The 26398-nt window shown below is 27.0% G+C and carries 34 protein-coding genes and 1 pseudogene; all 35 read left to right on the top strand.

All coding sequences use genetic code 11. From position 1 onward, the window contains the following. Positions 1-10: 10 nt before the first annotated feature. The 35 genes and pseudogenes from FVE77_RS08610 (at position 11) to FVE77_RS08455 (ending at position 26339) form a co-directional block, all read left to right on the top strand. Positions 11-1471: a DUF4280 domain-containing protein gene (locus FVE77_RS08610; protein WP_146967900.1), complete on the top strand. Its 1461-nt coding sequence runs from the start codon at positions 11-13 to the stop codon at positions 1469-1471. A 16-nt stretch (positions 1472-1487) separates the two neighbouring features. After that, positions 1488-2585, top strand: coding sequence for a hypothetical protein (locus tag FVE77_RS08605; protein WP_146967897.1), 1098 nt, complete (start codon positions 1488-1490; stop codon positions 2583-2585). A gap of 45 nt (positions 2586-2630) precedes the next feature. Continuing rightward, positions 2631-4469 carry a hypothetical protein gene (locus FVE77_RS08600; RefSeq protein WP_232052904.1) on the top strand — a complete coding sequence of 613 codons (1839 nt, stop codon included), beginning with the start codon at positions 2631-2633 and terminating at the stop codon, positions 4467-4469. Positions 4470-4490: 21 nt separating this feature from the next. Then, on the top strand, positions 4491-4943 hold the full coding sequence (locus FVE77_RS08595) for a PAAR-like protein (protein ID WP_026747074.1): 453 nt from the start codon (positions 4491-4493) through the stop codon (positions 4941-4943). 51 nt (positions 4944-4994) lie between these two features. Next, entirely contained in the window at positions 4995-6536 is a 1542-nt protein-coding gene (locus FVE77_RS08590) for a hint domain-containing protein (RefSeq protein ID WP_026747073.1), read from the top strand. Positions 6537-6626: 90 nt separating this feature from the next. Next, positions 6627-7343: a hypothetical protein gene (locus FVE77_RS08585; protein WP_026747072.1), complete on the top strand. Its 717-nt coding sequence runs from the start codon at positions 6627-6629 to the stop codon at positions 7341-7343. Between the two features lie 34 nt (positions 7344-7377). Beyond that, entirely contained in the window at positions 7378-7686 is a 309-nt protein-coding gene (locus tag FVE77_RS08580; RefSeq protein ID WP_026747071.1) for a toxin-antitoxin system YwqK family antitoxin, read from the top strand. 33 nt (positions 7687-7719) lie between these two features. After that, entirely contained in the window at positions 7720-8496 is a 777-nt protein-coding gene (locus FVE77_RS08575) for a hypothetical protein (protein ID WP_162141755.1), read from the top strand. A gap of 1 nt (position 8497) precedes the next feature. Further along, the gene (locus tag FVE77_RS08570; RefSeq protein ID WP_146967892.1) at positions 8498-8725 is read left to right on the top strand and encodes a hypothetical protein; all 228 of its coding nucleotides are present in this window, start codon (positions 8498-8500) and stop codon (positions 8723-8725) included. 35 nt (positions 8726-8760) lie between these two features. After that, positions 8761-9036 (top strand): hypothetical protein, encoded by a 276-nt coding sequence (locus FVE77_RS08565; protein WP_146967890.1) that lies wholly within the window; start codon positions 8761-8763, stop codon positions 9034-9036. Between the two features lie 114 nt (positions 9037-9150). Further along, the gene (locus tag FVE77_RS08560) at positions 9151-9414 is read left to right on the top strand and encodes a toxin-antitoxin system YwqK family antitoxin (RefSeq protein WP_146967887.1); all 264 of its coding nucleotides are present in this window, start codon (positions 9151-9153) and stop codon (positions 9412-9414) included. After that, the gene (locus FVE77_RS08555; RefSeq protein WP_146967885.1) at positions 9407-9817 is read left to right on the top strand and encodes a toxin-antitoxin system YwqK family antitoxin; all 411 of its coding nucleotides are present in this window, start codon (positions 9407-9409) and stop codon (positions 9815-9817) included. Before FVE77_RS08560 ends, FVE77_RS08555 begins: the two co-directional genes overlap by 8 nt. Positions 9818-9945: 128 nt before the next feature. Beyond that, positions 9946-11010, top strand: a complete 1065-nt coding sequence (locus tag FVE77_RS08550; RefSeq protein WP_146967883.1) for a toxin-antitoxin system YwqK family antitoxin — start codon at positions 9946-9948, stop codon at positions 11008-11010. A gap of 80 nt (positions 11011-11090) precedes the next feature. After that, complete coding sequence (locus FVE77_RS12495; RefSeq protein WP_154669760.1) at positions 11091-11267, top strand: hypothetical protein; 177 nt, start codon at positions 11091-11093, stop codon at positions 11265-11267. A gap of 166 nt (positions 11268-11433) precedes the next feature. Continuing rightward, positions 11434-11817: a Hint domain-containing protein gene (locus FVE77_RS08545; RefSeq protein ID WP_026745925.1), complete on the top strand. Its 384-nt coding sequence runs from the start codon at positions 11434-11436 to the stop codon at positions 11815-11817. 266 nt (positions 11818-12083) lie between these two features. Next, on the top strand, positions 12084-12221 hold the full coding sequence (locus tag FVE77_RS12490) for a hypothetical protein (protein WP_154669759.1): 138 nt from the start codon (positions 12084-12086) through the stop codon (positions 12219-12221). Then, the gene (locus FVE77_RS08540; RefSeq protein WP_026745926.1) at positions 12196-12645 is read left to right on the top strand and encodes a hypothetical protein; all 450 of its coding nucleotides are present in this window, start codon (positions 12196-12198) and stop codon (positions 12643-12645) included. The genes FVE77_RS12490 and FVE77_RS08540 overlap by 26 nt, the downstream gene beginning before the upstream one ends. 23 nt (positions 12646-12668) lie before the next feature. Further along, on the top strand, positions 12669-13922 hold the full coding sequence (locus FVE77_RS08535; RefSeq protein WP_026745927.1) for a hypothetical protein: 1254 nt from the start codon (positions 12669-12671) through the stop codon (positions 13920-13922). 1 nt (position 13923) lies between these two features. Continuing rightward, positions 13924-14997: a toxin-antitoxin system YwqK family antitoxin gene (locus FVE77_RS08530; RefSeq protein WP_146967881.1), complete on the top strand. Its 1074-nt coding sequence runs from the start codon at positions 13924-13926 to the stop codon at positions 14995-14997. Between the two features lie 59 nt (positions 14998-15056). Beyond that, positions 15057-15590: pseudogene (locus tag FVE77_RS08525) on the top strand (Hint domain-containing protein); the annotation flags it as partial. A gap of 62 nt (positions 15591-15652) precedes the next feature. Beyond that, complete coding sequence (locus FVE77_RS08520; protein ID WP_146967879.1) at positions 15653-16021, top strand: hypothetical protein; 369 nt, start codon at positions 15653-15655, stop codon at positions 16019-16021. An 8-nt stretch (positions 16022-16029) separates the two neighbouring features. Further along, positions 16030-16809, top strand: a complete 780-nt coding sequence (locus tag FVE77_RS12485) for an SMI1/KNR4 family protein (RefSeq protein ID WP_026745931.1) — start codon at positions 16030-16032, stop codon at positions 16807-16809. Further along, positions 16763-17149, top strand: a complete 387-nt coding sequence (locus tag FVE77_RS08515) for an SMI1/KNR4 family protein (protein ID WP_081690300.1) — start codon at positions 16763-16765, stop codon at positions 17147-17149. Before FVE77_RS12485 ends, FVE77_RS08515 begins: the two co-directional genes overlap by 47 nt. Before the next feature lie 20 nt (positions 17150-17169). Beyond that, on the top strand, positions 17170-18255 hold the full coding sequence (locus tag FVE77_RS08510) for an SMI1/KNR4 family protein (protein WP_026745933.1): 1086 nt from the start codon (positions 17170-17172) through the stop codon (positions 18253-18255). 9 nt (positions 18256-18264) lie between these two features. Further along, positions 18265-19404, top strand: coding sequence for a toxin-antitoxin system YwqK family antitoxin (locus FVE77_RS08505; protein WP_026745934.1), 1140 nt, complete (start codon positions 18265-18267; stop codon positions 19402-19404). Positions 19405-19504: 100 nt separating this feature from the next. Next, on the top strand, positions 19505-19990 hold the full coding sequence (locus FVE77_RS08500) for a hypothetical protein (protein WP_036087857.1): 486 nt from the start codon (positions 19505-19507) through the stop codon (positions 19988-19990). 63 nt (positions 19991-20053) lie between these two features. After that, positions 20054-20233: a hypothetical protein gene (locus FVE77_RS08495; RefSeq protein WP_026745935.1), complete on the top strand. Its 180-nt coding sequence runs from the start codon at positions 20054-20056 to the stop codon at positions 20231-20233. A gap of 57 nt (positions 20234-20290) precedes the next feature. Then, positions 20291-21016 carry a coiled-coil domain-containing protein gene (locus FVE77_RS08490; RefSeq protein ID WP_026745936.1) on the top strand — a complete coding sequence of 242 codons (726 nt, stop codon included), beginning with the start codon at positions 20291-20293 and terminating at the stop codon, positions 21014-21016. Positions 21017-21087: 71 nt separating this feature from the next. Then, positions 21088-21825 (top strand): hypothetical protein, encoded by a 738-nt coding sequence (locus tag FVE77_RS08485; RefSeq protein WP_026745937.1) that lies wholly within the window; start codon positions 21088-21090, stop codon positions 21823-21825. Then, positions 21818-22267, top strand: a complete 450-nt coding sequence (locus tag FVE77_RS08480) for a hypothetical protein (RefSeq protein WP_146967877.1) — start codon at positions 21818-21820, stop codon at positions 22265-22267. The genes FVE77_RS08485 and FVE77_RS08480 overlap by 8 nt, the downstream gene beginning before the upstream one ends. A 36-nt stretch (positions 22268-22303) precedes the next feature. After that, positions 22304-22834: an HNH endonuclease gene (locus FVE77_RS13010; protein WP_081690301.1), complete on the top strand. Its 531-nt coding sequence runs from the start codon at positions 22304-22306 to the stop codon at positions 22832-22834. Between the two features lie 13 nt (positions 22835-22847). After that, positions 22848-23930, top strand: a complete 1083-nt coding sequence (locus tag FVE77_RS08470) for an SMI1/KNR4 family protein (RefSeq protein WP_026745940.1) — start codon at positions 22848-22850, stop codon at positions 23928-23930. Positions 23931-23975: 45 nt separating this feature from the next. Then, a complete protein-coding gene (locus FVE77_RS08465; RefSeq protein WP_026745941.1) occupies positions 23976-25064 on the top strand; it encodes an SMI1/KNR4 family protein in 1089 nt (362 codons plus the stop codon). 13 nt (positions 25065-25077) lie between these two features. Further along, entirely contained in the window at positions 25078-25260 is a 183-nt protein-coding gene (locus FVE77_RS08460; protein ID WP_026745942.1) for a hypothetical protein, read from the top strand. Next, positions 25257-26339: an SMI1/KNR4 family protein gene (locus FVE77_RS08455; protein ID WP_026745943.1), complete on the top strand. Its 1083-nt coding sequence runs from the start codon at positions 25257-25259 to the stop codon at positions 26337-26339. Before FVE77_RS08460 ends, FVE77_RS08455 begins: the two co-directional genes overlap by 4 nt. Positions 26340-26398: the final 59 nt, after the last annotated feature.

The raw sequence follows: 26398 nt of genomic DNA, 5'->3' as shown, positions 1-26398 counted from the left end.
TGAGTAATTAGTGGAAATAGTAGATGAGAAAACAGGTGTTACATCCTTAACAATAGAAGCGCAACTAAAAAAAGTAAGACATTTAAGAATACCTGAAAAACCAGATATTTTTTTAACAGATGAACAATTTGAACAAAGAGAAGAAGAAAAAAGAACAGGGCTTAAATCATTAACAAAAGAAGAGGCTGATACAATGGTGTGTGATGGAGCTAAACTTAGTTGCTCACATTCATATGTAGAAGGAACAGAACATTCTCCAAAAGGATTTTCGTTTGAAAAAGTTAGTGCTAAAAGTATGCTAAAAGATAAACTTTTGATTACGTTAACAGTACCTGATTATATGGCTGGAACATTTTTAATGGGAAAAGATGCTGTTGCAACTAATTATTGTGTACATTCAGATAATTTTGAGATTGACCCTGGTTTGATGTGTAGAAAAGGTGGAAAGTGTATAATAAAACAAATGGCTAATGAATGGACTAATGTATCTCCAGTTTTACTAGATGGATTTAATGCTCTGACTAAGGATTCCGTTTTAACTTGTAAAAATTGTCCTGAAGCTAGAATTACAATAGAAGACAATGGACAAGATCCTGAATTAAAGGATGCAGGAATGGAAAAATGGTTGGTTGAACACGGAATTACCCCAGGATTTAGAGAGGGAGTAGCTCAACTTTTTTCATCTATTGAAATGATAATAGGAGGGGCTAAAATTTCGGCAGGACTGGTTTTAATTTTTACTCCTGGAGGAACTTTAGCAGGAATAGGTTTAGTAGCAACAGGAGTATATACATTTACTGAAGGAATAAGAGATGCCAGAAAATTAGGAACAGGAAATGATTTATATGTAGAGGGGTTAACATCTATAGCAGGAATTAGGCAGGAGAAAGCTGAGGAATTGGTAGGAATTTATGATAATATTCAATTTATGATAAGTGCATACGATATAGGAAAAGGAATTACAAAAATAAAAAAACCTTTTTCTTTTAAAAATATAAAAGAAGTAAGCGATTATAATATAAATGAAGAAGCAAAGGCTATGTTTTTTGAAGCAGATAGGATTGCTGCACTCGAAGAAAATTCAAAAAGATTAAATGCAAGAAATGCTCAATTAAAAAATGCAAAAGCAACTTTTGAACTGAATTTTGGAAATGAAGATATAAATCGTCTATCAGCCAAAAAAAGAAAGAGTTTTTTTAAGCAACAAAATGCAATAAACTCATTAGAACAAAGTAAGGCAGCTTTGATTAAAAATAGAGAATATCTTAAAAATAATACCTATATTCCTAATTACCAAAGTCCTAGATTTTATTCTATTGAAGATTGGAATAATATAAAAGATATTTCAAAAGATTCTACTAGTGAAATTTTTGATGCCATACAAAACTCTAAAAGTGTTTCTGAGCTACAAGTTAATTATGCTAAAGGAAGATATGGAAGTCGGATGCGAATATTACCACGAAATAAATAATTTGAGAGGAATTAATATGAGTAAAAATTTATATAGTATTGAGTTAAATATTATACAAAACAAACAAAGTTTAAAGAATAAAAATTTAATTTATGAAATAGAAATGAATAACGATATTAGTAATAAAATTACACATTATATAGTAATAGATAAAACTAATCATGAAAATAAAAAAGAAAAATATACTCCAAAAGATTTTAAAAGATATTTTTATGATGAAATATCAAGAAATTTTACACCATTAGAAATAGAATATCAGAATGATACTTTTAAAATTACTAATAAAAAAGATTTAATAAATAAATTAGATAAAAAAACTTTTGATTATTTTAGAAAATATCCATTTAAAGCAAAAGATGTAAATACGATATTATTTAATACAAAAAAAGGACTGGAAGTAGAAAACTTAGAAATGGAAATAGAAGAAGATACTGTTTTACCCTATCTTTTTAAATCTGATAAGATAAAACGAATAGGAACTAGAACAGTTGAAGAGGTAACTTTAGAACTTCTATCAGGTTGGCAAGTTCCTGTAGTAACAGAGTACAATACTGAAAAAATAGATGATTCCAGAATAAAAATATTTTTTAAAGAAAGAATAAATGAAAATATTCTTGAAATAGATAAATTTATAGAAGTGCTAAAAGATGAATATAAAATTGATAAGGACTTAGAGATTGAAATCAACTTTGAAATTAGTGGGTACTATATTTATAATGAATATGAAGATATATTAGAACAAATAGAAGTCAATAAAGAAATTAAACTTTTTAATATCACAACAGTGTCTAAAAGAAAATTAGAGCTTCTAGAAATTTTAGAAATTGATGAAAATAAGAGAAATCAAGGAAGAACATATAATGAGGCTGTTGGGGAATTATTTGAATATTTAGATAAAATTGGGCGTAAAAAGGAAATTGATAGACAGGAATTTGAAAATTTTGTGGATGGGATAGCGTTTTCAGAAAAGCCTAAAATTTTTGAGACGTTGAAATGGTATATAGAAACGAATAAAATAGGATTTTTGGAACTTTTAGAAGGAGAAAGAGATAGGATATATATTTCAAAAGAAGATGTTTTGAAGGTTTTTGAAGAAATCTTTGGAGAATTATAATAGAAATGATTAAAGAAACTGATTTGTAAAAGGAGTAATGTCAAAATGGAGAATAATTTAAATAATCAGAAGCCAGTGGAATTTTTTTCAGCTGAAAGAATAAAGATAGAAATAGATGGACAGCAGATACTTTGGAGAGATATGAATCTTGAAATAGATTCAAGGATAGGGGAACATACAATTGGGAAAATAAAATATACGGCATCACCGAACCAGTTAAGTTTATACGATGCCCTGATAGATAAAAAAGGAGACAAGACAATAGTAGTTACAGGAAGAAGCAACATATCGGATGAAGCGGGAAATGCTACAGATAAAATATTCTTAAATGGAGTAATAGGCAAACTTAGGATAAAGGAAACAAAAGCGGGAGCATTGGCAGTTGAATTAGTGTGCAGTTCAAAGAGCATACTTCTTGACAGAATACCGAGATACCGTTCATTTCAGGATCCGACACTTACATATACAGATATAGCACAGGAAGTGAATAAAAATTATAATGATGGGGAAACATTGGTAAATGTAGGGGAAGATATGAAAGAAGTTCCAAGAATGACAATCCAGTATAACGAAACAGACTGGGAATACTTAAAGAGAATAGCATCGTATACAGGACAGCCAATAATGGCAAATTCAAATAAAGTTCTGGTAGGATTTTTCAAGAATATGCCAGCACAGACACCAAACTTGACATATTCATATTTTGGAAAGGAAACGGAAGAGGAAAGAACATATTACAGGGTAGAAGGAACGGAAGTGTATTCAGTTTCAACACCGATAAAGTTAAAAATCAGAAACAGAGTATCAGGAGAAGAAGTGGAAAATGACTACTATGTAATAGAAAGCAGAATATACAACGAAGGAAACACCTTAAAATGCGAATACAAGCTAGGAAAACAGACAGACTACTTTGTAGATCCAATACCACACGAAAAGATAAGAGGAGCAGTGATAGAAGCGAGAACAGTACATATTGCAAGAACAGATGAGAGCAAGAGTGAGCATGGAAGGACTGATGGAAGTTCGGATAATCTTGAGGGCAGAACTATGGGAATAAAGCCTGTAAATATCTATGTTGCTGAAGAACAGGAAAAAAATAATAACAGAAGTCAGGAAGTGAAGGCAAGCGATATTGCAGTTATGACAGTTGACTTGACAGAAGGGCTGAGAAAACTTGGAGGAGCAGTGCAAAGTGAAGCAGATAAATATGCTGGAAAAAGTTATTTCCCATATGTAACTCCATACAGTCAGACAAATACAGGATTTACGCCTGCACCAGAGCCAAATGACAGAGTAGCACTTTATTTTCCAAGTGAAAACGAAACGCATGCTTTGGTAATGGGAGCGGTAAATAATAATGGTAATGGGAGATTTACTAATCCAGATAAAAGGAACTTTACATTAGGACCGAGTCAGGCGGCTAGAGGAGGAACACCTGCGAATGAAGGGAAACCGATGTATAATTTTACTTTGGATAGTGAGAAGTTTATTGTTAATGTAGGAAATTTAATTAGTTTGACTTCAAATGGTACGGCACAGATGACAGCGAAAAGTAATATAGATTTAACTTCAACTGATGCTATAGCAACATTGAGAGGTAAAAGCTATGTAAAAGCAATAGCGGTTGAAAATGCAGAACTTATGGCAAAAAATATCAATGTTGGACTTGGAGAAGGTGGAAAAGCTAATCAAACTAAGATAAAAGGTACAAAATTAGTAGAAATTGATTCAGAACAAGATTTAAGTGCAACTGGAAAGGTAACAGCTTCAGTAACTGCAACAGAGGGAGATGCGACATTTAGTGGTAAAAGAACAGGAATAGGAATAGGGAAAGTGGATTCTACTCAAACAGTTGTTGCAGGAACAGAGGTAGATGTAAACTAATTGAAAGGGATCCAATGAATTATGGATGAAAAAACAAAAAAAATTTTAGAAGATGCATATATAGCGGATGGTGCATATTGTGGATGTAAACAAGGTGAATTTGCTCAACCAGTAAAAGCAACTCATTCCACAAATGTAAAGCTGCAAGGTTTAAAAATTATGACTTGTGCAGATAGTAAAGTAATGAAGAATGTTTTAGATTTTGGAATGTGTCAATTATTTGGTCAATGCAGGTTAATAGAAATTGCAGGTCAAAATATAAAATGGGAAAATTTTAAATCAGATGTTAAAATAAAAGGAAGCAAGGCGTTAAATGGAGCTAGCTATTTTCGATGTCCTTTTGCAGCAGAAGAGAAGATAAATTTTTATGATCACCAACAGAATAAATTAGATGAAGATGGTAAGATAAGAGCAAAAACAACAGGAGAAAAACTTGAGGAAGCGGGAGACTATCTAGGTAAAAGTATAAAATAGGTATTTTTAGGAGAATTTACAGCCGATGAAGATAAAACTTTTCTAGGTTCAATGGCAGAAATAGCATTAGGATTTACAGGTTTTGACGTAATAATGGATATAAGGGATATGGCTGCCTGTGCAATGAAAGGTGATTGGCTAGGATTTGGTTTATCTGCAATAGGAGTGATACCAATAATAGGTGGAGGAATAAAAGCATTTAATATAGCTAGAAAAGGTGGAAATGCCGTAGCAGAAATAGCTGAGAATACAGGAAAATGGGCAAAAAGTTTAAAGCCGGCAGAAGCAGCCAAAGATATGGTAAAAAATGCAGGACAAGCAGCAGAGACAATTGCTGATGTATCGACAGCAGCATTTAAAGGAGGAGTTAAGGGAGTGATAAAAAGTGCTAAATATATAAAAGCATTTAGTGAAGCTCCGAGCCTTAAAAGATTGGCTGATGACATATTAGCAGCAGGAAAAAAGATAGTTGTGGCTGGAAAAGATGCTGTTCCAAAAATAAAGGCAAAAATATGTGAATTCAAAACCTCATTAGGATTTAATGGCTGTTTTTCTGAAGAAACGCTTGTAAGGACTCCAAATGGATATGTAAAAATAGAAAATATTAAGAAGGGAGAGTTGATATACTCATATAATTTGTTAACAGGAGAAATAGAATTAAAGCCAGTATTAGAAGTATTAAAAACCTATAATCAAGAAAATACATTAAAATTAAAATTTAAAGAAAATATAGAAATAGAAACAACATTTAATCATGAATTTATGACATCAGACGGAGAATGGATAACAGCAGAAGAACTGGATTTAGGGACAAAAGTATACACGTTGACTGGTGAAATAATAAGTTTAGAAGCAAAAGAGATAACTAGAAATGTTAATCCAAAAATAATGTATGATTTAGAGATTGAAGATAATCATAATTATTTTGTATCGGAGAAGGATTTGTTGGTTCATAATGCTAGTTGTATTGAAAAAATTGAGGATATAAAGAAAATAACAGGAATGGAAATTGAAGATGTTAAAGATTTTCAAAAATATGTAGATGATGTACTTGAAGATATGAAAAAAGCAGAAATGAAAGGGATAAATGTTAAAGGAAGATACCTTGAAAAGCCAAAAGTAAATAAAGCAGATAAAATAAAAGTTGTTTCAGAAACATCTGTGATAGATGAAACAGGAGATGTATCTCGTGCTTATGGTATGAATAATACAGGAAAAGGTAGAGCGGAATATGTAAAAACTGAAGAAATAAAATATCCTTCACAAGAATTTAAAGAGAAAAACTTAGATAATCCAGGAGGTTATCCTAATGTAACGAAAGATGACATACATGCTGAAATAGAATCAGCAGAAGGTTTAGTTGTAGATGGAGTTGATTTTACTAATAAAGATGTTGTAACAAAGTTAGATTTTATAGAAGAATTTAAAAGTAAATATGGAAAAACTCCATGTGGATTTTGCCAAACATCTGTTGCCGAATATGCAAAACAAGCAGGAGCAAATTCTATAACTGTAGTTGCACCTGATGGAATATTTTTCTGGCATAGTAGTTTCGAAAATACTAAACTTATTAATTTAAACTATTTAAAATAATAAAAATGAAAGGAATACAGATAAAATGAATAATAAAAAAGAATATGTTCTTAAACAGAAAATAAAAAAAAAATAACTTTAGAAGAAACATTGAACATTTTTGATAAGGAGTTTGATAAAAGTGTAGAAGATAAAGATTATTTAGGCGGGTTTGATCTAATGATTAGAGTAAAAAAAGAGAATAATGATCCAGTATTTAAATATAAAATTTTAAAAAAAATGACAGTAGATATAATTGAAGGGTTGGTATATATAACAGTTTATAAAAATGAATGGGAATACATATGTGTATATGTAAATTTAGAGGGAAGTGATGAATTGCCAAATTTTAAAGGAGTTGCTGATGTAAATGATTATTTTTATAAAATACCATTAAAATATTTTGTAAAAGATAAAAAAATAGTTCATAAAATATTAGAAGATTTTTTCAATGATGGAGATACAAGTGAAATGGAGAAAAAATTAGAAATAAATTTTTATAGAGAAATGCAAAATACAATAGAACTACCTGTAGATATAGTATCTTATTTGGAAAAAATAAAAAATCATAAAAGAGTTGATGAGTTGGAAATTATAGAAAGATTTGAAAATTCAGAAGTTACTTTAAAAAACAAAACAGATAAATTAAAAAATTTTAATATTTCAATCAGAAATAAAAAAGTTATTTTCAATGTTATAAAAAGCAAAATAGAAAATTACATAAAAGAAAATAATATTGAAAATATTTATTTCAAAAATAGGGAAGAAATAAAAGGACAGGAGAATGTAATAAACTTTTTTAAAGAGAATCTGGTAGTTCCTTGCTAAGTATATAAGAAATTCAAGAATTTAGGAGGAAGTAATGAAAATATTAAAAATAGATGAACATGAAAAATTTTATGAATATTTTGATGTGAAAACAGTAGACGGAACAGAAATTTTAAGCAGGGATGGAGAAAAAGTAACAGCAGAAATAGAGATTTTTTCAGGGAATGTAGTAATTACAAGGGGGAAAATCATTGATGGATTGAGGGAAGGAAGATGGTTGCATTACTTTGATACAGGAGAATTAAGGGGAATTAATGAATATAAAAATAGTTTACTGAATGGCTTAAATGAGGAATATAGGAGAGATGGTTCAAAAGTATTTAAAGGTTTTTTTGAAACATAGATTGTATAATATATTATTGCAGAAGATATAAAATTGGATACAAAACTATTTACAGTAAATAATGTAGAAATAAAATTATTGGAAAAACGAGAAATTTTTTATGAAAAAGAAATTTTTGTTTATAATTTTGAAGTTGAAGGAAATCATAATTATTTTGTTGGAGAAAATGGAATTTTAGTTCATAATGAAAAAGAATTTTTTGATGAAAATAATCTAGATAAATTATTTGATGGTGAGAAATTAACACCTCTTGGACGTGAACTTAAAGATAATAAGCCGAAAGGTTCTCCTGAAATAAAAGAATGGATAGAAAGACATTCTGAAAATAATCCAAAAAAATATAATAAAGGTGGATTTTTTGCAGTATCAGATGATAGAACAAAATATTTATATGGTTGGGATGATAATGGAGATATAACTTTAGGTATGGTGGATGTGAATGATGGTTATACAACAATTTCTGGTCATATAGGAGATCCTATTAAAGTTCCTTATGCTTCAAGAAATCATAATCGAGATTTTGGAAAATTCGCTGAAGATATAAGAGAAAATACAAAAAAAATTATAGAAAAAGACGGTATTAATTTAGCTGAATCTAAAAATGAAATATATTTAAAATTAACCCAAAGTGACAAAGATGATATTATTGATTATTTAAGAGAAGAAGGCATTGTTATACATCATGCAAGAGACAACAGAGATTTTGATTATACTTTTGAAATGCAAGAAACAAAAAGGCATAATGCTAACAAAGGTGGTGTGGCACATAAAGGGCCACAGGCATTAGATGGAATGAAAAGAGGAGAATAAAATGGAAATGAATAAAGAATTGAATTTTATAATAAGTAAGAAGTATATAGAAAAAAGAACAGAAAAAAGTAAATATTTCACAGAAGAATTTTTTAAAAAATGTGGAATTAAAAAATATAGATATTTATTAGAAGATTATAATTTTATTGAGTTTAATGACGCTACTTATTGTAGAAAAGGAGAAAATAAAAATCTGAAGAAGATTATTATATTGATGGTTTATGGTTAAAAGATAAAAATGTTGAATCTAAATTAAATTTTCTTATGGAATTGGATGAATATTATCAGGAAACGGGGGAATATGAAAAATTAGGAAGACCTGATTATTATTTAACAGATAATTTAGTACCATTTTCAGGATTATGTGACTACATATTTATTGATAAGACTACATCAAAAATATGGACTGCAATTCAAGATGAAGACTTATCAAATATGATGGAAACAATATACAACTGGGAGCTAATAGCAGATAATTTTGATGAATTTATAGATAAATTATATTATATTCCAGATGAAGACACAAAAGAAAAGAATTAGTGAAGAACAAGTAAGAAATTTAATTGATGTGTTATCAAAAAAAGAAAAAATAAAATTATTGATTAAGGTACTGTAAATTTAAATTACAGTACTCTTACTTGAAAGAAGGAAAAAATGGAAATAAAAAGAGCGAATTATAATCAAAAAGTAGGAGAAATTTTTAATATAAAAGAAATAGATGGACAGTTAGTTTTATTTGATGATAATGAAATTAGATATAATGGGAAATTAGAATTAGAGTATGAAAATGGGCAACTACATTCTGAAGGAATGATAAGATTAGGGTTAAAAGATGGGCAGTGGAAAACTTATTATCAAAATAATCAAGTAAAAATAATTGAAAATTTTATATTAGGGAAAAAGAGAAGGGATGTATGAAGAATTTTATAAAGAAAATATCAAAAAATTGGAATTGAATTATAAAAATGACGTTTTTTATGGAAAATATAAAAGATATTTCAAAACAGGAGAAATTGAATTAGAAGGATTTTATAGAGATGGCTTAAAAGAAGGAAAATGGATAAGTTATCATCAAAATGGAAATATTTATTCTAAAGCTAACTATGTTCATGATAAAATTGAAGGAAAAAGCATAATTTATTCGGAAAGCGGAAATAAAAAATATGAATTAAATTTTGTTAATGGTAAAAAGAATGGAGAGATGAAAGAGTTCTTAGAAAATGGTAATTTAAAATTAGTTGGAAATTATAAAGATGATTTTGAGGAAGGAAATTGGTTTGAGTATAATGAAGAAACGGGAAAAATAAAAGAAAAAATATGAAATGAAAAATAATAAAAAAAATGGAATTTACAAAATTTATTATGGCTCGAGTTTTTCAGCAAGATCGAGCGAATAACTAATCAAGATTAAATATTGATGAAACAGGAGTTATTTATGAAATTTATAATATGAAAAATGATAAGGAAGAAGGTGAATATAAACAATTTTATTTAAATGGAAAATTAAGAGAAAAAAAATTTTTTAAAGATGGAAAAATTGAAGGAAAAAGATATTTTTTTCCAGAAAATGAAAATTTTGTTTATGAAAGTTTATATGAAAATAATAAATTAATAAATGAAAAAAGATATTATAATAATAAAGAAAAGAAAGTTTTTTCAGAAGAGTTTTTTAAATATAACGGGAAAAATATTTTTAGAGTTATTTATCATTTTGATAAAAAATTAAATATAATAAGGAAAAATATATTTTTGAATAAAAACCTTTTAGAACAAATAGAATATGATGAAAATGGAAATATTATTTATTCTAAAAAATACAGAAAAAGATTTTCTAGTGAAGAAGAACTAGAATTTGATTTAGAAGCAGAAAAAAACTTTTTTGAAATCTTTAATTACTTACCAAAAATAAAGCAGGGAAAAGATGTTGAAAAATTAAAATTAGAGAATATATTGCAAAGAGTAAGACAAATAGATAAAGATGAAATGCTTAGAAGAATAAAAGATTATCTAAAAGAAAATAAAATAGAAATGGTAAAATTTAATGACGGTTCATTGAGGACAAATGAACATGTCCTGAAATTTTTTGAAGAAAATTTGAATAAATATGTAGAAATTGAGAGAAAAAAAAATAATATTGAAAAAAAAGAAGAAATGGTTTTGGATAAAATAAGTGATGATGATAGAAAAATCTTGATACAACCTAAAGAAACAAAGATAACACAAGAACAGATTACCAAAAAAGAAGCTGATAAAAAATTTGATGAAACACGAAACTGGCTAGGTTCAAGAACAGAAAGAACTTTGTACAAAGGCAGTGTATTTCCAGTAAGCAGGTTTATCGAAAGGATAAAAGATTTTGATACAGATTTAAAAGAAAGAGTGTACAGGTTTATAGATTCGTATACAAAGGATTGGATAAGCACAATAACATTTGATACAGGAGAAACATATGAGTTGGAGGAAGCGTTGAAGAAGTTCAGGGAAATAATGGGATTGCCTAAAGAAGAAAAGTAAAAAAATCAATAATAGGATAAAATAAAAATGAAAGAAGTCTAAAAAATAAATTGTTAAGAATGAAGCGAGAGGAAGAGAAAATGGATAAAAAAAGTTTAGAGAATTTACTGAAGTCACGGGCATTAGAAAATATGTCGGATGAAGAGAAGGTGGCAATAAATCATGCAAGTTTTGAATTACTGCAGGAGCAGCATGAAAGAGTGAGTTCACTTATTGAGAGGGTTGCGGATTCACTAAATGGGGAGTGGATTATGTAATTGGGGCTGTGTTGTTGTAGAGAGAGGAAGTGAGGCTTTTTCAAAGGGAGATTTTGAGTGATTTGAATAAGAAAGTATCAAAGCAAAAAGTGGAAAAGCAGCAGTTAAGGAACTGGCGACAAACAAAGCCGCATTAAGAAAAGCAATACTGGAAACAAGGGAAGCATTGAAGGATACTTTAGTAAGAAATATTGCCAAGCCAATGAAGGAAGCTATGGAAAGTATGCAGACATTCAGAAAAAGAATAGTGAGTGCAGTGGACTTAAAGAAACTTAAAGCAAGTGAAATAATATGCAATATTACTAAAAAGGGTTGTTTTGTTGCAGGAACATTAGTTAAAACAAAAGATGGTTATAAAAGGATAGAGGAGATAGAAGAGGGAGATATTGTTTACAGTTTTGATGAATTGAATAATGAAATTGTACTGAGAGAAGTTAAGAATTTAATAACAAATACAGTAGAAGAAAGCATAAAAATTCAAATTCAAAATAAGGAAATAGAAACAACTTCAGGACATTTATTTTATGTAAAAAATAAAGGTTTTGGATAGAAGCTAAAGAGGTATCAAAAGGAGATATTTTAATAACTTTAGATGGTGAAGAATTAATAGAAAATATAACAGAAGAATATTATTTTGAAACTGAAGTATATAATTTAGAAATTGAAGGATCTCATACATTTTTTATAACAGAAGATGATGTTTTAACTTATAATGAGGGAGAATGTTCTAAAAAATTAAAAAAATTATCTATAAAAAAAGAAATATTTCCTTTTTGGAAAGAAAATGCTAAACATAGAGAAACAGCTAAAAAATACTTGTTAGAAAATATATTTCAAGATGGGAAATATAGTAAAAAAGAAGCTAAAGCATTTTTAGATAAAGCATGGGATTTGGCACCTTCTCCAAGAGGTATTTATTTAGAAGAATTTGTATCAGTACAATCAATTTCATAAAGGAGAACTAATCAGTATTGCTTTTTTATCTGAAAGTTTTGAAGGAATTGATTTTATAAAAATAAAAAAAGATGCTTCAGGAGAAGTAATTTCTTCTGTTGTTAGTTATAAGACAATAAACGTAGGAGAAAAAAGTTATAATACTGTAAAGAAATTAACTTCTGCAATAAAGACACGAGCAACAGAATTAGGAAATGCAAAAGTAAAATTTAGTCCAGAACAAATTAAGAAAATGTCTCAAAAATTTCCAGATTTAAAAATTCAAAATGGAATAATTCCTAATGCAAGTAGAGAATTAATAGTAAATATTCCCGAGAAATATAATAATATGATTAAACAGATAGATTTAGATGATATAATGGAAAGTTTATCAGATAAAAATATTAATTTAAAATCAATAGAATTAAATAAAGTTATCTATTAAATTAAGAAAGGAAATTAAAAAATATGAAAAAAATAATTGTAATATTAAAATATTATAAAAATAATGTAGAAAATATAAAGAAAATTGTAAATTTCTTTTTTAAAGAAATAGAAAATGCTACTATAAATAGGTATTTTGATAATGAAGAAATAGTATTAACAAATAAAGAAGAATTTTTTTATGAAATTAGTAAAAAAGAATATAAAGATGCAAAAAATGAAATTTCAATTGAAATTTGTAGTAATAGTTTGGAAGAGTTATCTATTGAAAAAAATCTTTACATATTATATTTATCATATGAAAATTATGAAAAAAATCAGAAAAAAATAGATTCTTTTTTTGATGATTATGCTCAGGAAACAAAAGTTGATTGTATTTTTTTAAATGAACTCAAGTATTTTAGAAATCAGAGAATAGAAAATATTGAAAAATTAAAAAAGAAAGGTATAACTATTTCAAAAGATAAAATTTTAGAAGTTAATGGAGAAAAAAAAATTGATGTCAGAAAAAATGCAGGATATATTACATATGTAAAAGAAATTCCGGTAGGAGTAGCTTGGAAAATGTGGTTAGGAAATAATTATTATAATTGGATACCAAAGGAAACTCTTGTTGAATTTAAAGATTGTTATCAAAATATTGAAATAGGAAATAATATCCAGAAAATAATAATGACAAAAACTTTAGAGGAATTTACTAATGATAAAACAGATGATATAAAATGGAATTTTAGGAAAAAGTTAAATTTAAATAGCATTACAGAAAAAATAGAAGAATTTGAGAAAAAAAAGGAAATATCTTCAGATGAAGAAATATTTGAAGCATTTTTTGTAGATAAAAAATACTATGAAATTAGATACTTCGATAAAAAAGGAAGATCAATAGAAAAAAAATATGCTAAATTTTATAAAGTAGAAGAATATGATTTAGTAGAAAATGAAAAAGTAAGAAGATTTTTAGGAGAAACTATTGGAAAAATAGAAAATCTGGATATAGAAAAATTAAAAAAAGGATATTACAGAAGAACAGAATATAACGATGTGTTAAAATGTTTAAAAATAATAAAAAATGGAGAAAGAATAAATAAATTTGATACTGAAATTATGCTACAAAATATTGCTGATTATGAGAAAAAAGAAATATTAGAAAAAGTTATAAGATACATTAAACAAAATAAAATAGATAATATGAAATTTGATAATGGCTCAGAATCGACACATAGAGATGTAATTACTTTTTTTGAAAAAAATATTGAATTTAAAGGAAGTGAAAAATGAAATGAAAGTAAAAAAAATAAATTATAAATCTCCGATAAAAGAAAATTTTCAAATTAAAAAACTTTATGGGAAAAGAGTTTTATTTGATGAAGGAAAAGAATTTGAGGGTAAATTGGAGTTACAATATGATAATGGTAATATTCATTCAGAGGGAGAAATAAAAAGAGGATTAAAAATTGGAGAATGGAAAACTTATTATAAAACTGGAGAAGTTTCAGATATAGAATACTATGAAAATGGAGTATTGAATGGAGTTATAACAAAATATTATAAAAATGGAAATATAAAATCCGAATGCTATTACGAAAAGGGGAAAAAAGATGGCTTGGAAAAAGAATATTATGAAACAGGCATATTGAATGTAAAAAGAAGATACATTAATAATAAAAAAGATGGAGAAACAGTGATATATGATAGAAATGAAAAAATAACTCTAGTCCGAAATTATAAAAATGATTTACAAAATGGAATGGAGGTGGATTATTTTGATTATGATAACAATATTATCAAGTCAAAAAGAAATTTTGTAAACGGAAAATTAAATGGAAAATCTATTTATTATTATGGAGATTATAAAAATCAAATAGAGAAAACGGGAGAATTTATTAACAATGAAAAAAGTGGAAAATGGGAAATCTATTATAAAAATGGAAATATAAAAGAAATTACAAATTATTTTGAAGATAAAATAGAAGGAATATCGAAAAGATATGATGAAAATGGTATTATTGTGAGTTTAGAAAATTATAAAAAAAATTATTTGGAGGGTATTTCTAAATATTACTATCCAGATAGTGAAAATTTAAACTGGGAAAAGGAATATAGACTTGGAAAACTACATGGAGAAGTAAGGTACTATTACCAGAATGATATACTGGGAACTGTCAAAACTTATAAAGAAGATAAATTAAACGGAATTACTAAATACTATGATAAAAAAGGAATATTAAGCTGTGTTGAAACTTATGAAAATAATGAATTAAATGGAAAAACAGAATATTATGATGTAAATGGAAAGTTAGAATATTTTGAAATATATAAAGATGGTAAGTTAGAGAATATTTCAGAAAATTAAAAAAATAGGCAGGAGATAAATTTTTATACTCATCAGAAGAATAGAAAGGAACACTTGTAAGAACTCCAAATGGATATGTAAAAATAGAAAATATTAAGAAGGGAGAGTTTATATACTCATATAATTTGTTAACAGGAGAAATAGAATTAAAGCCAGTATTAGAAGTATTAAAAACCTATAATCAAGAAAATACATTAAAATTAAAATTTAAAGAAAATATAGAAATAGAAACAACATTTAATCATGAATTTATGACATCAGACGGAGAATGGATAACAGCAGAAGAACTGGATCTAGAGACAAAAGTATACACGTTGACTGGTGAAATAATAAGTTTAGAAGCAAAAGAGATAACTAGAAATGTTAATCCGAAAATAATGTATGACTTGGAAGTGGAGGATAACCATAACTATCTGATAACAGAAGAAGATATGCTGGTTCATAATGGAAACTGTCCTGCAATTGCTAAACAAGTAGAAAATGCTGTAGAAGAAGCAAAAAAGTTAGGGAAAAAACATATAAAAGTAAAATTGAAAGGGTACCCTAATGTTGAGGTTCTTGATAAACTTTTCAAAAAAAAGGAGAGAAATTAGGAAGAAAATGGAAAGGTACAATAAAATATGGGGATGTATTGTTTAAAAAGTTAAAGAAAAAAATGGTAGTAGATGGAGTAGAAGTTGAAATGGAGTTTTATCATGCATTTTTTAAAGGAAATAGGTTAGACAAATTATCCATACCATTTTCAGATTTAGGAAAAACTTTTAAGAATCATCCAAATTCAGCTAATAGTAAATTAAAAAAACTATTAAAAAACACAACAGATAAAAATAGTATATATTATAAACTAAAAGAGAGAATAAGTTTTCCCACAAAAAGTAATTTTAAACTAGATGGTGTCATGTATACATGGAATCATAATGCTTTAAGAGATTGTTTGGAACCAGTTGTAGAAACAGTACATAAAACTGGGCATATGGGAGGAAATTCATTAGGAAAAATTTATAATAAAATATTTGGGAGGTAAAAATCCACATGGAAAAAAAATTATTAAAAAATTTAGATAAAATGATATGGAAAAACATAAAAAGATTATCGAATAAAGATTTAGATGAATTTGAAGAAGATTTAAAGATAAAATTTCCAGAAGAGGATAAGAAATATATAAAAGCATATAATCATGGAGAAGCACAGAATATTGTATTCAAAATGTTTAATGATAGCTACAAAGTAAATGTTATAGATTTTATGGATTATTTAAAATATTCTAAAAATAATAGTTTTAATTATTTTGAAATAAAAAAAGTAAAAAATTATTTTCAAAACAGAAAATTAATTCCTTTGATAACGGGATTAATTTTTGAAAATAGAAGAGAAAATCATGAATTTGAAAAAGAATACCAATATGAGATATATGAAGATGTAAAAGATTGTACATTTATGTATGATTTTACAACTAGTCCAAAAAATCCAGATATAATATGTGTATGTTATACATATGAACAAAAAATAAAAATGCCAAATTTTAAGACAACTTCTAAGTTATTAGATGGATCAATTATTGAAGAGAAGATAGGAAAAAAAATTCTAGATTTATTTAAATATATGTATATTGAAAATAAAAAAATAGATATAGAAAAAATAACATGGGAATTTAAAGAAAATGCAACTAAAGAAGAAATTGAAGAATTCCAAAAAGAAATAGGATTAAAATTTCCTAAAAAATATTTAGATTTATTAAATTATGCAAGAGAAAGATCAATAGAATATTATTCAACAATATTTAAAAAAAAAAGTTCCAGAAAATGTTGTTGATACAGGAAATTATATATCATTGAAGGATATAAAGGAAAATTATAATATATTTTTAAAATATCATAAGCCGTATCCTAAAAAATTAATACCAATAAGGGAATGTGGCGGAGGAGATTACATCTGCCTAGATTACAGAGGTAAACTAAACACAACTTTAAAAGAGCCCAAAATAACATATTACGTACATGATGAAATAGGAAACAGAAGATTTATACATTTGGCAGATAGTTATGATGAGTTTTTGGATATGATAGAAATAGATGAGGAAGAAATAGCGGAAAGGGAGAAGGAGATTAAGGAGAGTTATTTTTATGGAGAGCAGCCTTTGGAGGATGATTAAAAGGGAAAGAGAGGTGTAGGATGGAGAAATTATTGGAAAATTGGGATAAAGCAATTTGGGAAAATATTATTAAGATAGATGGCAAAATGTTAAATGAAGTAGAGAAAAAATTAAAGGTCAAATTTCCGATGGCAGATAAAAAATATATAAAAGCATACAATAATGCTAGATCTGTGAATATAGTTTTTAGGATTGAAAGAGAAGAATTTAAAGTAGATTTTTCAAATTTTAATATTGATTTTTTAGAAATGAATACTAAATTTTTTTTATCATTAATAGAAACTTATTTTCCTTCACAAAAAATAGTTTATATATTATCTGGAAGAGAAAAAGTGAATACAAAGATAGAAGAAACTGTGTTGATTTATTATAAACAATACGAAATATGTTATGATTTTACTAAAAATGAAGAAGAAGCAGAATTTTGTTTAATAATATATGAAGAAGTAGTGGAAAAAGATGGTATAGAAATATTGAAAAAAGAAATTGTGGAAGGAACTGTAAAAAAAGAAAAATTAGAAAACGTTCATAGTTTGAAAGATTTATTTGAATATATGTACATAACGGATGAAAAAGTGGAGAAAGAAGAAGTTTTTTATATATTTAGGGAAACAGCGACGGAAAATGAAATAAAAAAATTTGAAGAAGAACTAGGAATAAAATTTCCAGAAAATTATGAAAATATGTTAAACAGAGCAAGGGAGGAAGGAGTGAGACTCTATCCAAAAAAATGGAAGATAAAAGTTCCGAGAGGCGTTATGGAATATGATACAGGAATGTACATAGACTTAAAGGATGTAAAGGAAACATATGAAATATTTTTAGAGGAACATAAACCTTATCCCAAGAAGCTGATAGCAATAGCATTATATGGAAATGGAGATTATGCGTGTCTAGATTACAGAGGTAAACTAAATACAACTTTAAAAGAGCCAAAAATAACATATTATGTGCATGATGAAATAGGGAATAGAAGATTTATACATTTGGCGGATAGCTATGACAAGTTTTTGGATATGATAGAGATAGATGAGGAGGAAATAGAAAGAAAGGAAAAGGAAATAGAGGAGAGTTATTTTTATGGGGAGCAGCCTTTGGAGGATTAGGAGTTAAGTATGAATATAGTAAGATTAGATGAAAATGATAAGTTTTATGACTATTTTAATATTGATATTATAGATGATGTTGAGGTTATAACAAAAGATGGTGAAAGGTTTACAGGAGAAATAGAAACTTATGGGCCTGGAAATGAATTGTCAATACGAGGTACGATAATTGATGGACTTAGAGAAGGCAAATGGGCTTATTATTTTGAAAATGGCGAATTAAGAGGGTTTAATGAATATAAAAAAGGGAAGCTGAATGGACGAGCGGAAGAATATTCTAAAGATGGAAAATTAATATTGAAAGGACAATTTTTAGATAATAAAAAAACAGGATATTGGTACTGGTATTATGAAAATGGAGTTGTTGAATCAGAAGGTAGTTATAAAGAGGATAAAAGAGAAGGGGAATATATTTTAAGATATGAAAATAATGCAATTTCCTTACTTACAAATTTTAAAGATGGTATGGAAGATGGAGAAGTTGTTTCATATTATGAAACTGGAGAATTACAGGCAAAATATAAAAGGGTACAAGATAAGACTGTAGGAGATTACTTTCTCTATTATAAAAATGGTAATATAAAAATAACAGGAAATTTTGTAGATGGAAAAAAAGAAGGGAAATGGTTATCATACTATGAAGATGCGAAATTAGAGATTGAAGAAAATTATTATAATAATGAATTAAATGGAGAAATATTTGGATACTATAAAAACGGGAATATAGAATATGAATCTAGATGGAAAAATGGTAAAAAAGAGGGGAAAACATATTATTATTTTGAAAATGGTCAGAAAAAACTGGAGGAAATTTATAGGAATAATAAACTGGAAGGAGAGCGTGTAACATATTTTAATATAGGCAAAGTGTTTCAGATAGAAAATTATAAATCTGGGAAATTGGATGGTGAAAAAATAATTTACACAGATTATGATAATGATTTAAAATATCAAAAAATAGATTATATAAATGGAAAAATGAATGGAGATTTTATAATTTATAATGATGATGGAAAGACAATCGAAAGCATAGAAAGATACCTGAATGATAAACTGGAAGGATTTACAGAATATTATGATGAACTAGGAAATTTAATATTAAAGCAAAAGTTTCATGAAGATGAATTAATAAGTGAAGAAAATTTTTAAGGAATGGAGGGAATATGATAGGAAAAATAAGAAATTTTGATAAAAAAAATATGAAATTTTATCAACTTCAAAAATAAAAATATATGATGATGAAGAAAAGATGCAGATAAAAAATATAATTGAACAAAGTGTTAAAGAATTGCCTGATATGGAGTATAATATATTTATCGATATTATAGATACAAGGGTAGCAGTAAATGAGTTAAAACCTCTTCAAAAATTAGCATTAAGTCTATATTTTTTAACTGAAGAAATAGAAATGCATACAGATAAATACGGAGAAGCATTAAAAGTATCAAATAAAGAACATATTTTGAAAAAATGGGAAGATAATAGAGAAAAGTTGTTTCCAGAAAAAGTAGTTAGTGAATCTGAATTACTAGCAAATATGAAAAATGAGATTACTCTAAAAATTGAAGAGGACAGTAGATTATTGGAATTTGTAACACAGCCCTTAATATATGATGTATTTTTTGGAGGTTATTATTTAAGGGAAAATGCAGTAGTAAAAAAATTAAAAGAAAATTTTATATTAGATTTTAATATGCCAATTATTTTAGAATACAAACAAGCTAAAAGTAATTAAAATAGTAATTTTATTGAAATAAATGTAAGTTTAGATGAATATAATGTTCCTGAGATAAAGGCTATGGAAGTATTTGAAACTTTAGGAATAGAATATCAAAGAGAAAATTTATTTTTAGAGGGTAATGGAATAATAGAATTAAATTTAAAAACAGGCAGAATAAGTCAGGCTAATTTTCGAATAGTAGGCGGAATAAAGGGAACATTTAATAATATTCAAGAAATTAAATTAAAAGAAATCTAAAAAACGTTGCATTTAATATTGCAATTTATGATTAACATTATTTTAGGAGGAAATAAAATGAAAAATTTAAAAGAAATAATAAATTATGAAGATTGTGAAAAAAGAACGAAAAAAAGCAAATATTTTACAGAAATATTTTTTGAAAAGTATCCAGTGAAATATAGAGAATTATTAGAAAAATATGAGTGGGTACCATTTTTAGATAATGTTGTATGTAGAATAGATAAAAAATATGTAACCAAAGAGTATGTTTTATGTGTAGGTGGACAAAAAGGGAAAGATAATTTTTTTTATCCGTATTCATTAGATTTGGAAAATGATTTAATAGAAGAAAACTATAATGAAATTATTGATTTTATAGAAGAAATTGATGAAGAAGCAAGAAATCATGAAGATAGAATAGAAACATTAAAAAAAGAAATTGAAAGAAAAGAAATAAATAAAGAAGAAATTCAGAGTGCTTATAGAGAAATAGAAAATGCTGAAGAAAAAATTTTGAGTTTACAAGATATTTTGTTAGCTTCACCATTAAATGTAGAAAATTATATTCCATTAACAAGTTACGACTATGCTATTCTTCTATTTAATAAAACAACAGGAGGAATAGACTATTTTGCAAAAGATGACTATGTGGGAACGTTTGAAATAGCAGGAAGTTTTGATGAATTTATAGAAAATCTATATGTAAAAGATGATGAAGGGAAAAATTATCAAGATCTTATTCAAGCGAGGGAAGTAAGAAAAGCGATAGAGGACGCAGTGGAAGCGGAAAATGAAGAATAAAGAAAAATTAGAGAATTTGGGATTTAATTCCCAAGTTCTTTGAAATATAGAAAAAGGAGTAAAGTTAGAAAGTGAGCAAGAGAAATTTAGATGAAATATTAGATTATGAAAGATGTAAAAAGAGAATAGAAAAAAGCAAATATTTTACAGAAATATTTTTTAGAAAGCATCCAATGAAATATAGGGAATTATTTGAAGAGTATGAAAAGATATTTTTTAAAGACAATGTTTATTATAAAGTAGATAAAAAATATATGACAGATGTGTATAAAGATTCTATGGGGGAAGAAAATACAATTTTGGCTTCATATTTTTCTATTTCAAATGATAGAATAGAAACAATATATAATGATATAATTTTTTATATTGAAAGATTAGAAGATACGTTGGAAGATTATGAAGATGATATTGAAATGATGGAAGATTATATAGAAGAAAGCGAAGAAAGTGAAGATATAAAAGATTTTGAATCTCAAATTGAAGATGACAAAGAAGAAATAGAAAGAATTAAAAATTTGTTGGAAATATATCCAAAAATAGAAAATTATATACCAATACATTCTGAACCAGGCTTTCATTATTTATTAATAAATAAATTAACAGGAGCGATTGAATTTTTTATGAGAGATCCTATTTCAATAGATAAATATACGGGATTATTTAAAATAGCAGATAGTCTTGATGAATTTATAGATAAATTATACATTGAAAAAACAGAGAACAGAGTAGTTAATATTGCTCAAGGAAGAAAGGTTTTAAAAGAGATGGATGAATATATTAAAGAAAGAGATAAATTTAAAAATGAATAAAAGAAATTTAGATGAAATATTAGATTATGAAAGATGTAAAAAAAGAACAGAAAAAAGTAGATATTTTACAGAAATATTTTTTGAAAAATATCCTACAAAATATGAGGAATTGTTAAGGGGTTATGATGTTTTATGTTTTTCCATAGGGGTAAAAATTAAAACTTTTAAAAAAGAAAATCCAAAATTAGATTCATTGGTTGGAGAATTAGAAATATCTAATGACGCAATAGAAAAACATTATAATGAATTTATAAATTATTTAGAGGAAATTGAAGAGCGTGTGGAAAATTCGGAAAGTGAAATTTCTGATCTTGAAGAAGAATTAGAAGAAAACGAAGATGAAGAGGAAAGAAATGGTATTTTGGAAGATATAGAATATGAGAAAAAGAATTTAGAAGATTTAAAAAGAATTTTATTAAACTATCATAAATTGCAATATTAATTACGACATTTTACCAAATTTTTTTTAAAAACTAATATAGTATATGAGAGATTTGTAAAAACATACAATGTCGATATTAATAGGGGAATTAAAGGTGCTACTCCAGAATATGTAGACTTCAAAGTAGCATCTTACCGTCCTGTATACAGTGATTCACAGGCAATTAGAGGAACTGAAATACATTTTAGTGATTTAACAAGTAATTATGGAACACATTTTGAACAAGGAAATAAAATACTGGTTGAGGAGCTAGTTTCAGAAAACAAAGATTTAAAAGAAATTTTAGGAAAAGATTTTAAAGTTACAGAATCAAATGTATTTGCTAGAGATAAAACAACAGGAGAATACGTTTCATATACTTGGCATCATGACTTAAAAGGAGATCAAATGTATCTTGTGAGAACAGATGTACATAAAGCTGGAACGCATATGGGTCCAAATTCTGTAATTAATTCACTGGATAAAACAGGAATTGATGGAGGAGAAGCATGGGATTGGAGAGAAAAACATAAAATAAGTAGAGACATTAAAAACTATAGACAATATGACAGTAGTTTTAAAAAATAGGAAAGGAAGGATAATGAAAAAATTAGTAGAAAATTTAGATGAAACAATATGGGAAAATATAAAAAAAATTGATAAGGAAAATTTTGATAAAATAGAAAATGAATTAAAAATAAAATTTCCAGAAAATGATGTAAAATATTTGAGAAATTTTAATCGTGGTACAAGTATAAATACAGTATTTTTTATTGATGATGAAGAATTTAATGTAGAATTATCAACTTTTAATTGTAAATATTTTTTTAAAAATTTAGATCATTTTCATAGATTGACAGGAGATTATTTTTCAAACAGAAAAATAGTGCCAGTAGTATCAAAAACAAAGTTTTTAACTGAAATTGATGAGTTAAAGGAATATGTGATAGCTTATGATTTTGTAAAAGATAGCAATAATCCCGAAATTATATATATAACTTATAGAGCGGAAGATGTTGGGCTAAATACCATTTACAGATATAAATATATAGAAGGAAGTGTAACAGAAAAGAAACTTGGGGATAAAAGTTCAGTAATACTTGACTATATGTATGTAACAGATGAAAAGCCAAAAGAGGCGGAAGTGGGATGGCTATTTGAAGAGTTTTCAACAAAAGAGGAGATAGAGGAGTTTCAGGAAGAGATAGGTTTAAGGTTTCCAGAAAAATATTTGAATTTTTTGTATAAAGCAATTGATGAAAATGGAATCAGAATATATCCAGAAAAGTATAAAAGTAAATATAGAAAAGAATTATCAGATACAAATTTTGAATATGGAGCATATATGATGCTTGAACAGATAAAAAGCAATTATCAATTTTTGCTGGATGAATTTAAGCCATATCCGAAGAAATTAATTCCAATATTTGACTGCCTGTATGAACGTTACATCTGCCTTGACTACAGAGGAAAACTGAATACGACATTGAAAGAACCGAGAATAACGTATTTTAATTCAGAGGAATTTGGGAACAGGAGGTTTGTGCCGATAGCGAACAGTTATGAGGAATTTTTGGATATGATAGAAATTGATGAGAAGAAGGTTGAAAGTGAAAAGAGGGCGATGAAGGAGAGATATTTGTATGGTTATCAGATATTGGAGATGATAAGGGAGGAAGAATAGAAATTAATATGACAAAAGTTTTGTAAACAAAAGGAGCAAAAAGAAATGAAAAAATTAATGGAAAATTTAAATGAAACAATATGGGAAAATGTGAAAAAAATTGATAAGGAAAATTTTGATAAAATAGAAAATGAGTTGGAAATAAAATTTCCTGAAAATGATGTAAAATACTTGAAGAACTTTAATCGTGGTTCAAGTATAAATACGATATTTAGTGTTGATGGTGAGGAATTTAATGTAAAATTATCAACTTTTGAATATAAAAATTTTATTAGGAATTTAGAATATTTTCATAGATCAACAGGTAATTATTTTGTGAATAGAAAAATAATACCAGTAATATCTAAAACGGAATTTTTAGATGAAATTTTAGAATTAAAAAAATATATTGTAGCCTATGATTTTACAAAAGATAGCAATAATCCTGAAATCATATACATAACTTATAGAGCGAAGGATGTTGGGCTTGACACTCTTTATAGATATGAGTACATAGAAGGAAGTGTAACGGAGAAAAAATTAGGGGATAAAAGCTCGGTGATACTTGACTATATGTACATAACAGATGAAAAGCCAAAGGAAACAGAAGCAGGATGGCTGTTTGAAGAATTTTCAACGAAAGAGGAGATAGAGGAATTTCAGAAAGAGATAGGGTTAAGATTTCCAGAGAAATATTTGAATTTTTTGTATAGGGCAATAGATGAAAATGGAATCAGAATATATCCAGAAAAATATAAAAGTAAATATAAAAAGGAAATGTCAGGGACAAATTTTGAATATGGAGAGTATATGATGCTAAAAGAAATAAAAAGCAACTATCAGTTTTTACTGGATGAATTTAAGCCATATCCTAAAAAGTTAATACCAATATATGAATGTGTATCCGAATGTTATATTTGCCTTGACTATAGAGGGAAACTGAATACGACATTGAAAGAACCGAGAATAACGTATTTTAATTCAGAGGAAGAGGGGAACAGAAGGTTTGTGCCGATAGCGGACAGTTATGAGGAATTTTTGGATATGATAGAAATTGACGAGAAGAAGGTTGAAAGTGAAAAGAGAGCGATGAAGGAGAGATATTTGTATGGTTATCAGATATTGGAGATGATAAGGGAGGAGGATAAAAAATAAAGTATATCATAATTTGGTAAAAACTAAGCAAATTGGAACGCATATGGGTCCAAATTCTGTAATTAATTCACTGGATAAAACAAGAATTGACGGAGGAGAAGCATGGGACTGGCTAAAAGATGATAAAATAGGTGGAACAGTAAGAGATTTACCAAATTATGATGAAAGTTTTGTAAATAAAAGGAGCAAGAAATGAAAAAATTAATGGAAAATTTAGATGAAACAATATGGGAAAATGTAAAAAAAATTGATAAGGAAAATTTTGATAAAATAGAAAATGAATTAAAAATAAAATTTCCAGAAAATGATGTGAAATATTTGAAAAATTTTAATCGTGGTACAAGTATAAATACAGTATTTATTATTGACGATAAAAAATTTAATATAGAATTATTAACTTTTGAATATAAATATTTTAATAAAAATCTAGATTATTTTCATGAATCAACAGGAAATTATTTTGCAAATAGAAAAATAGTGCCAGTAATATCTAAAACACAATTTTTAGATGAAATTAGAGAATCAAAAGAATATGTTGTAGCCTATGATTTTACAAAAAATAATAGTAATCCTGAAATTGTTTATATAATGTTTAAAAACAAAGATATTGGTAAAGATGTATTGAGAAATTATGTTTATATAGAAGATAGTGTTACGGAAAAAAAATTGGGAGATAAGAGTTCAGTAATCCTTGACTATATGTATGTAACAGATGAAAAACCAAAAGAGGCAGAAGTAGGATGGCTATTTGAGGAATTTTCAACAAAAGAGGAAATAGAGGAGTTTCAGAAAGAGATAGGTTTAAGGTTTCCTGAAAAATATCTGAATTTTTTGTATAAGGCAATTGATGAAAATGGAATCAGAATATATCCCCAAAAATATAAAAGTAAATATAGAAAAGAATTATCGGATACAAATTTTGAATATGGAGAATATATGATGCTGAAAGAGATAAAGAATAACTATAAATTTTTGCTGGATGAATTTAAGCCATATCCGAAAAAGTTAATCCCGATATACGAATGTATATCCGAATGCTATATTTGTCTTGACTATAGAGGGGAACTGAATACGACGCTAAAAGAGCCAAGAATAACTTATTTTAATTCGGAGGAATCTGGGAACAGGAGATTTGTGCCGATAGCGGACAGCTATGAAGCCTTTCTGGATATGATAGAAGTTGACAAAAAGAAAGTTGAAATGGAAAAAAAGGCGATGGAGGAAAGATATTTGTATGGGGATCAAATATTGGAGATGATAAAGGATGAAGAATAGGAAGGTTTTATTTATTATAAAATGAAAATAGGACAATGTTAAGGAAAGGGAGTGTTAAA

This window comes from Leptotrichia hofstadii, from assembly GCF_007990525.1.
GTDB classification, from domain to species: Bacteria; Fusobacteriota; Fusobacteriia; order Fusobacteriales; family Leptotrichiaceae; genus Leptotrichia; species Leptotrichia hofstadii.
This window is presented reverse-complemented; position numbering and strand designations above follow the sequence as displayed.

Coding starts and splice junctions, on each gene's coding strand:
- FVE77_RS08605 (WP_146967897.1), top strand. CDS start 1,488: ATGAGTAAAAATTTATATAGTATTGAGTTAAATATTATACAAAACAAA.
- FVE77_RS08600 (WP_232052904.1), top strand. CDS start 2,631: ATGGAGAATAATTTAAATAATCAGAAGCCAGTGGAATTTTTTTCAGCT.
- FVE77_RS08595 (WP_026747074.1), top strand. CDS start 4,491: ATGGATGAAAAAACAAAAAAAATTTTAGAAGATGCATATATAGCGGAT.
- FVE77_RS08590 (WP_026747073.1), top strand. CDS start 4,995: ATGGCAGAAATAGCATTAGGATTTACAGGTTTTGACGTAATAATGGAT.
- FVE77_RS08580 (WP_026747071.1), top strand. CDS start 7,378: ATGAAAATATTAAAAATAGATGAACATGAAAAATTTTATGAATATTTT.
- FVE77_RS08570 (WP_146967892.1), top strand. CDS start 8,498: ATGGAAATGAATAAAGAATTGAATTTTATAATAAGTAAGAAGTATATA.
- FVE77_RS08565 (WP_146967890.1), top strand. CDS start 8,761: ATGGAATTGGATGAATATTATCAGGAAACGGGGGAATATGAAAAATTA.
- FVE77_RS08560 (WP_146967887.1), top strand. CDS start 9,151: ATGGAAATAAAAAGAGCGAATTATAATCAAAAAGTAGGAGAAATTTTT.
- FVE77_RS08555 (WP_146967885.1), top strand. CDS start 9,407: ATGTATGAAGAATTTTATAAAGAAAATATCAAAAAATTGGAATTGAAT.
- FVE77_RS08550 (WP_146967883.1), top strand. CDS start 9,946: ATGAAAAATGATAAGGAAGAAGGTGAATATAAACAATTTTATTTAAAT.
- FVE77_RS12495 (WP_154669760.1), top strand. CDS start 11,091: ATGGATAAAAAAAGTTTAGAGAATTTACTGAAGTCACGGGCATTAGAA.
- FVE77_RS08535 (WP_026745927.1), top strand. CDS start 12,669: ATGAAAAAAATAATTGTAATATTAAAATATTATAAAAATAATGTAGAA.
- FVE77_RS08530 (WP_146967881.1), top strand. CDS start 13,924: ATGAAAGTAAAAAAAATAAATTATAAATCTCCGATAAAAGAAAATTTT.
- FVE77_RS08520 (WP_146967879.1), top strand. CDS start 15,653: ATGGTAGTAGATGGAGTAGAAGTTGAAATGGAGTTTTATCATGCATTT.
- FVE77_RS12485 (WP_026745931.1), top strand. CDS start 16,030: ATGGAAAAAAAATTATTAAAAAATTTAGATAAAATGATATGGAAAAAC.
- FVE77_RS08510 (WP_026745933.1), top strand. CDS start 17,170: ATGGAGAAATTATTGGAAAATTGGGATAAAGCAATTTGGGAAAATATT.
- FVE77_RS08505 (WP_026745934.1), top strand. CDS start 18,265: ATGAATATAGTAAGATTAGATGAAAATGATAAGTTTTATGACTATTTT.
- FVE77_RS08500 (WP_036087857.1), top strand. CDS start 19,505: ATGCAGATAAAAAATATAATTGAACAAAGTGTTAAAGAATTGCCTGAT.
- FVE77_RS08495 (WP_026745935.1), top strand. CDS start 20,054: ATGGAAGTATTTGAAACTTTAGGAATAGAATATCAAAGAGAAAATTTA.
- FVE77_RS08490 (WP_026745936.1), top strand. CDS start 20,291: ATGAAAAATTTAAAAGAAATAATAAATTATGAAGATTGTGAAAAAAGA.
- FVE77_RS08480 (WP_146967877.1), top strand. CDS start 21,818: ATGAATAAAAGAAATTTAGATGAAATATTAGATTATGAAAGATGTAAA.
- FVE77_RS08470 (WP_026745940.1), top strand. CDS start 22,848: ATGAAAAAATTAGTAGAAAATTTAGATGAAACAATATGGGAAAATATA.
- FVE77_RS08465 (WP_026745941.1), top strand. CDS start 23,976: ATGAAAAAATTAATGGAAAATTTAAATGAAACAATATGGGAAAATGTG.
- FVE77_RS08455 (WP_026745943.1), top strand. CDS start 25,257: ATGAAAAAATTAATGGAAAATTTAGATGAAACAATATGGGAAAATGTA.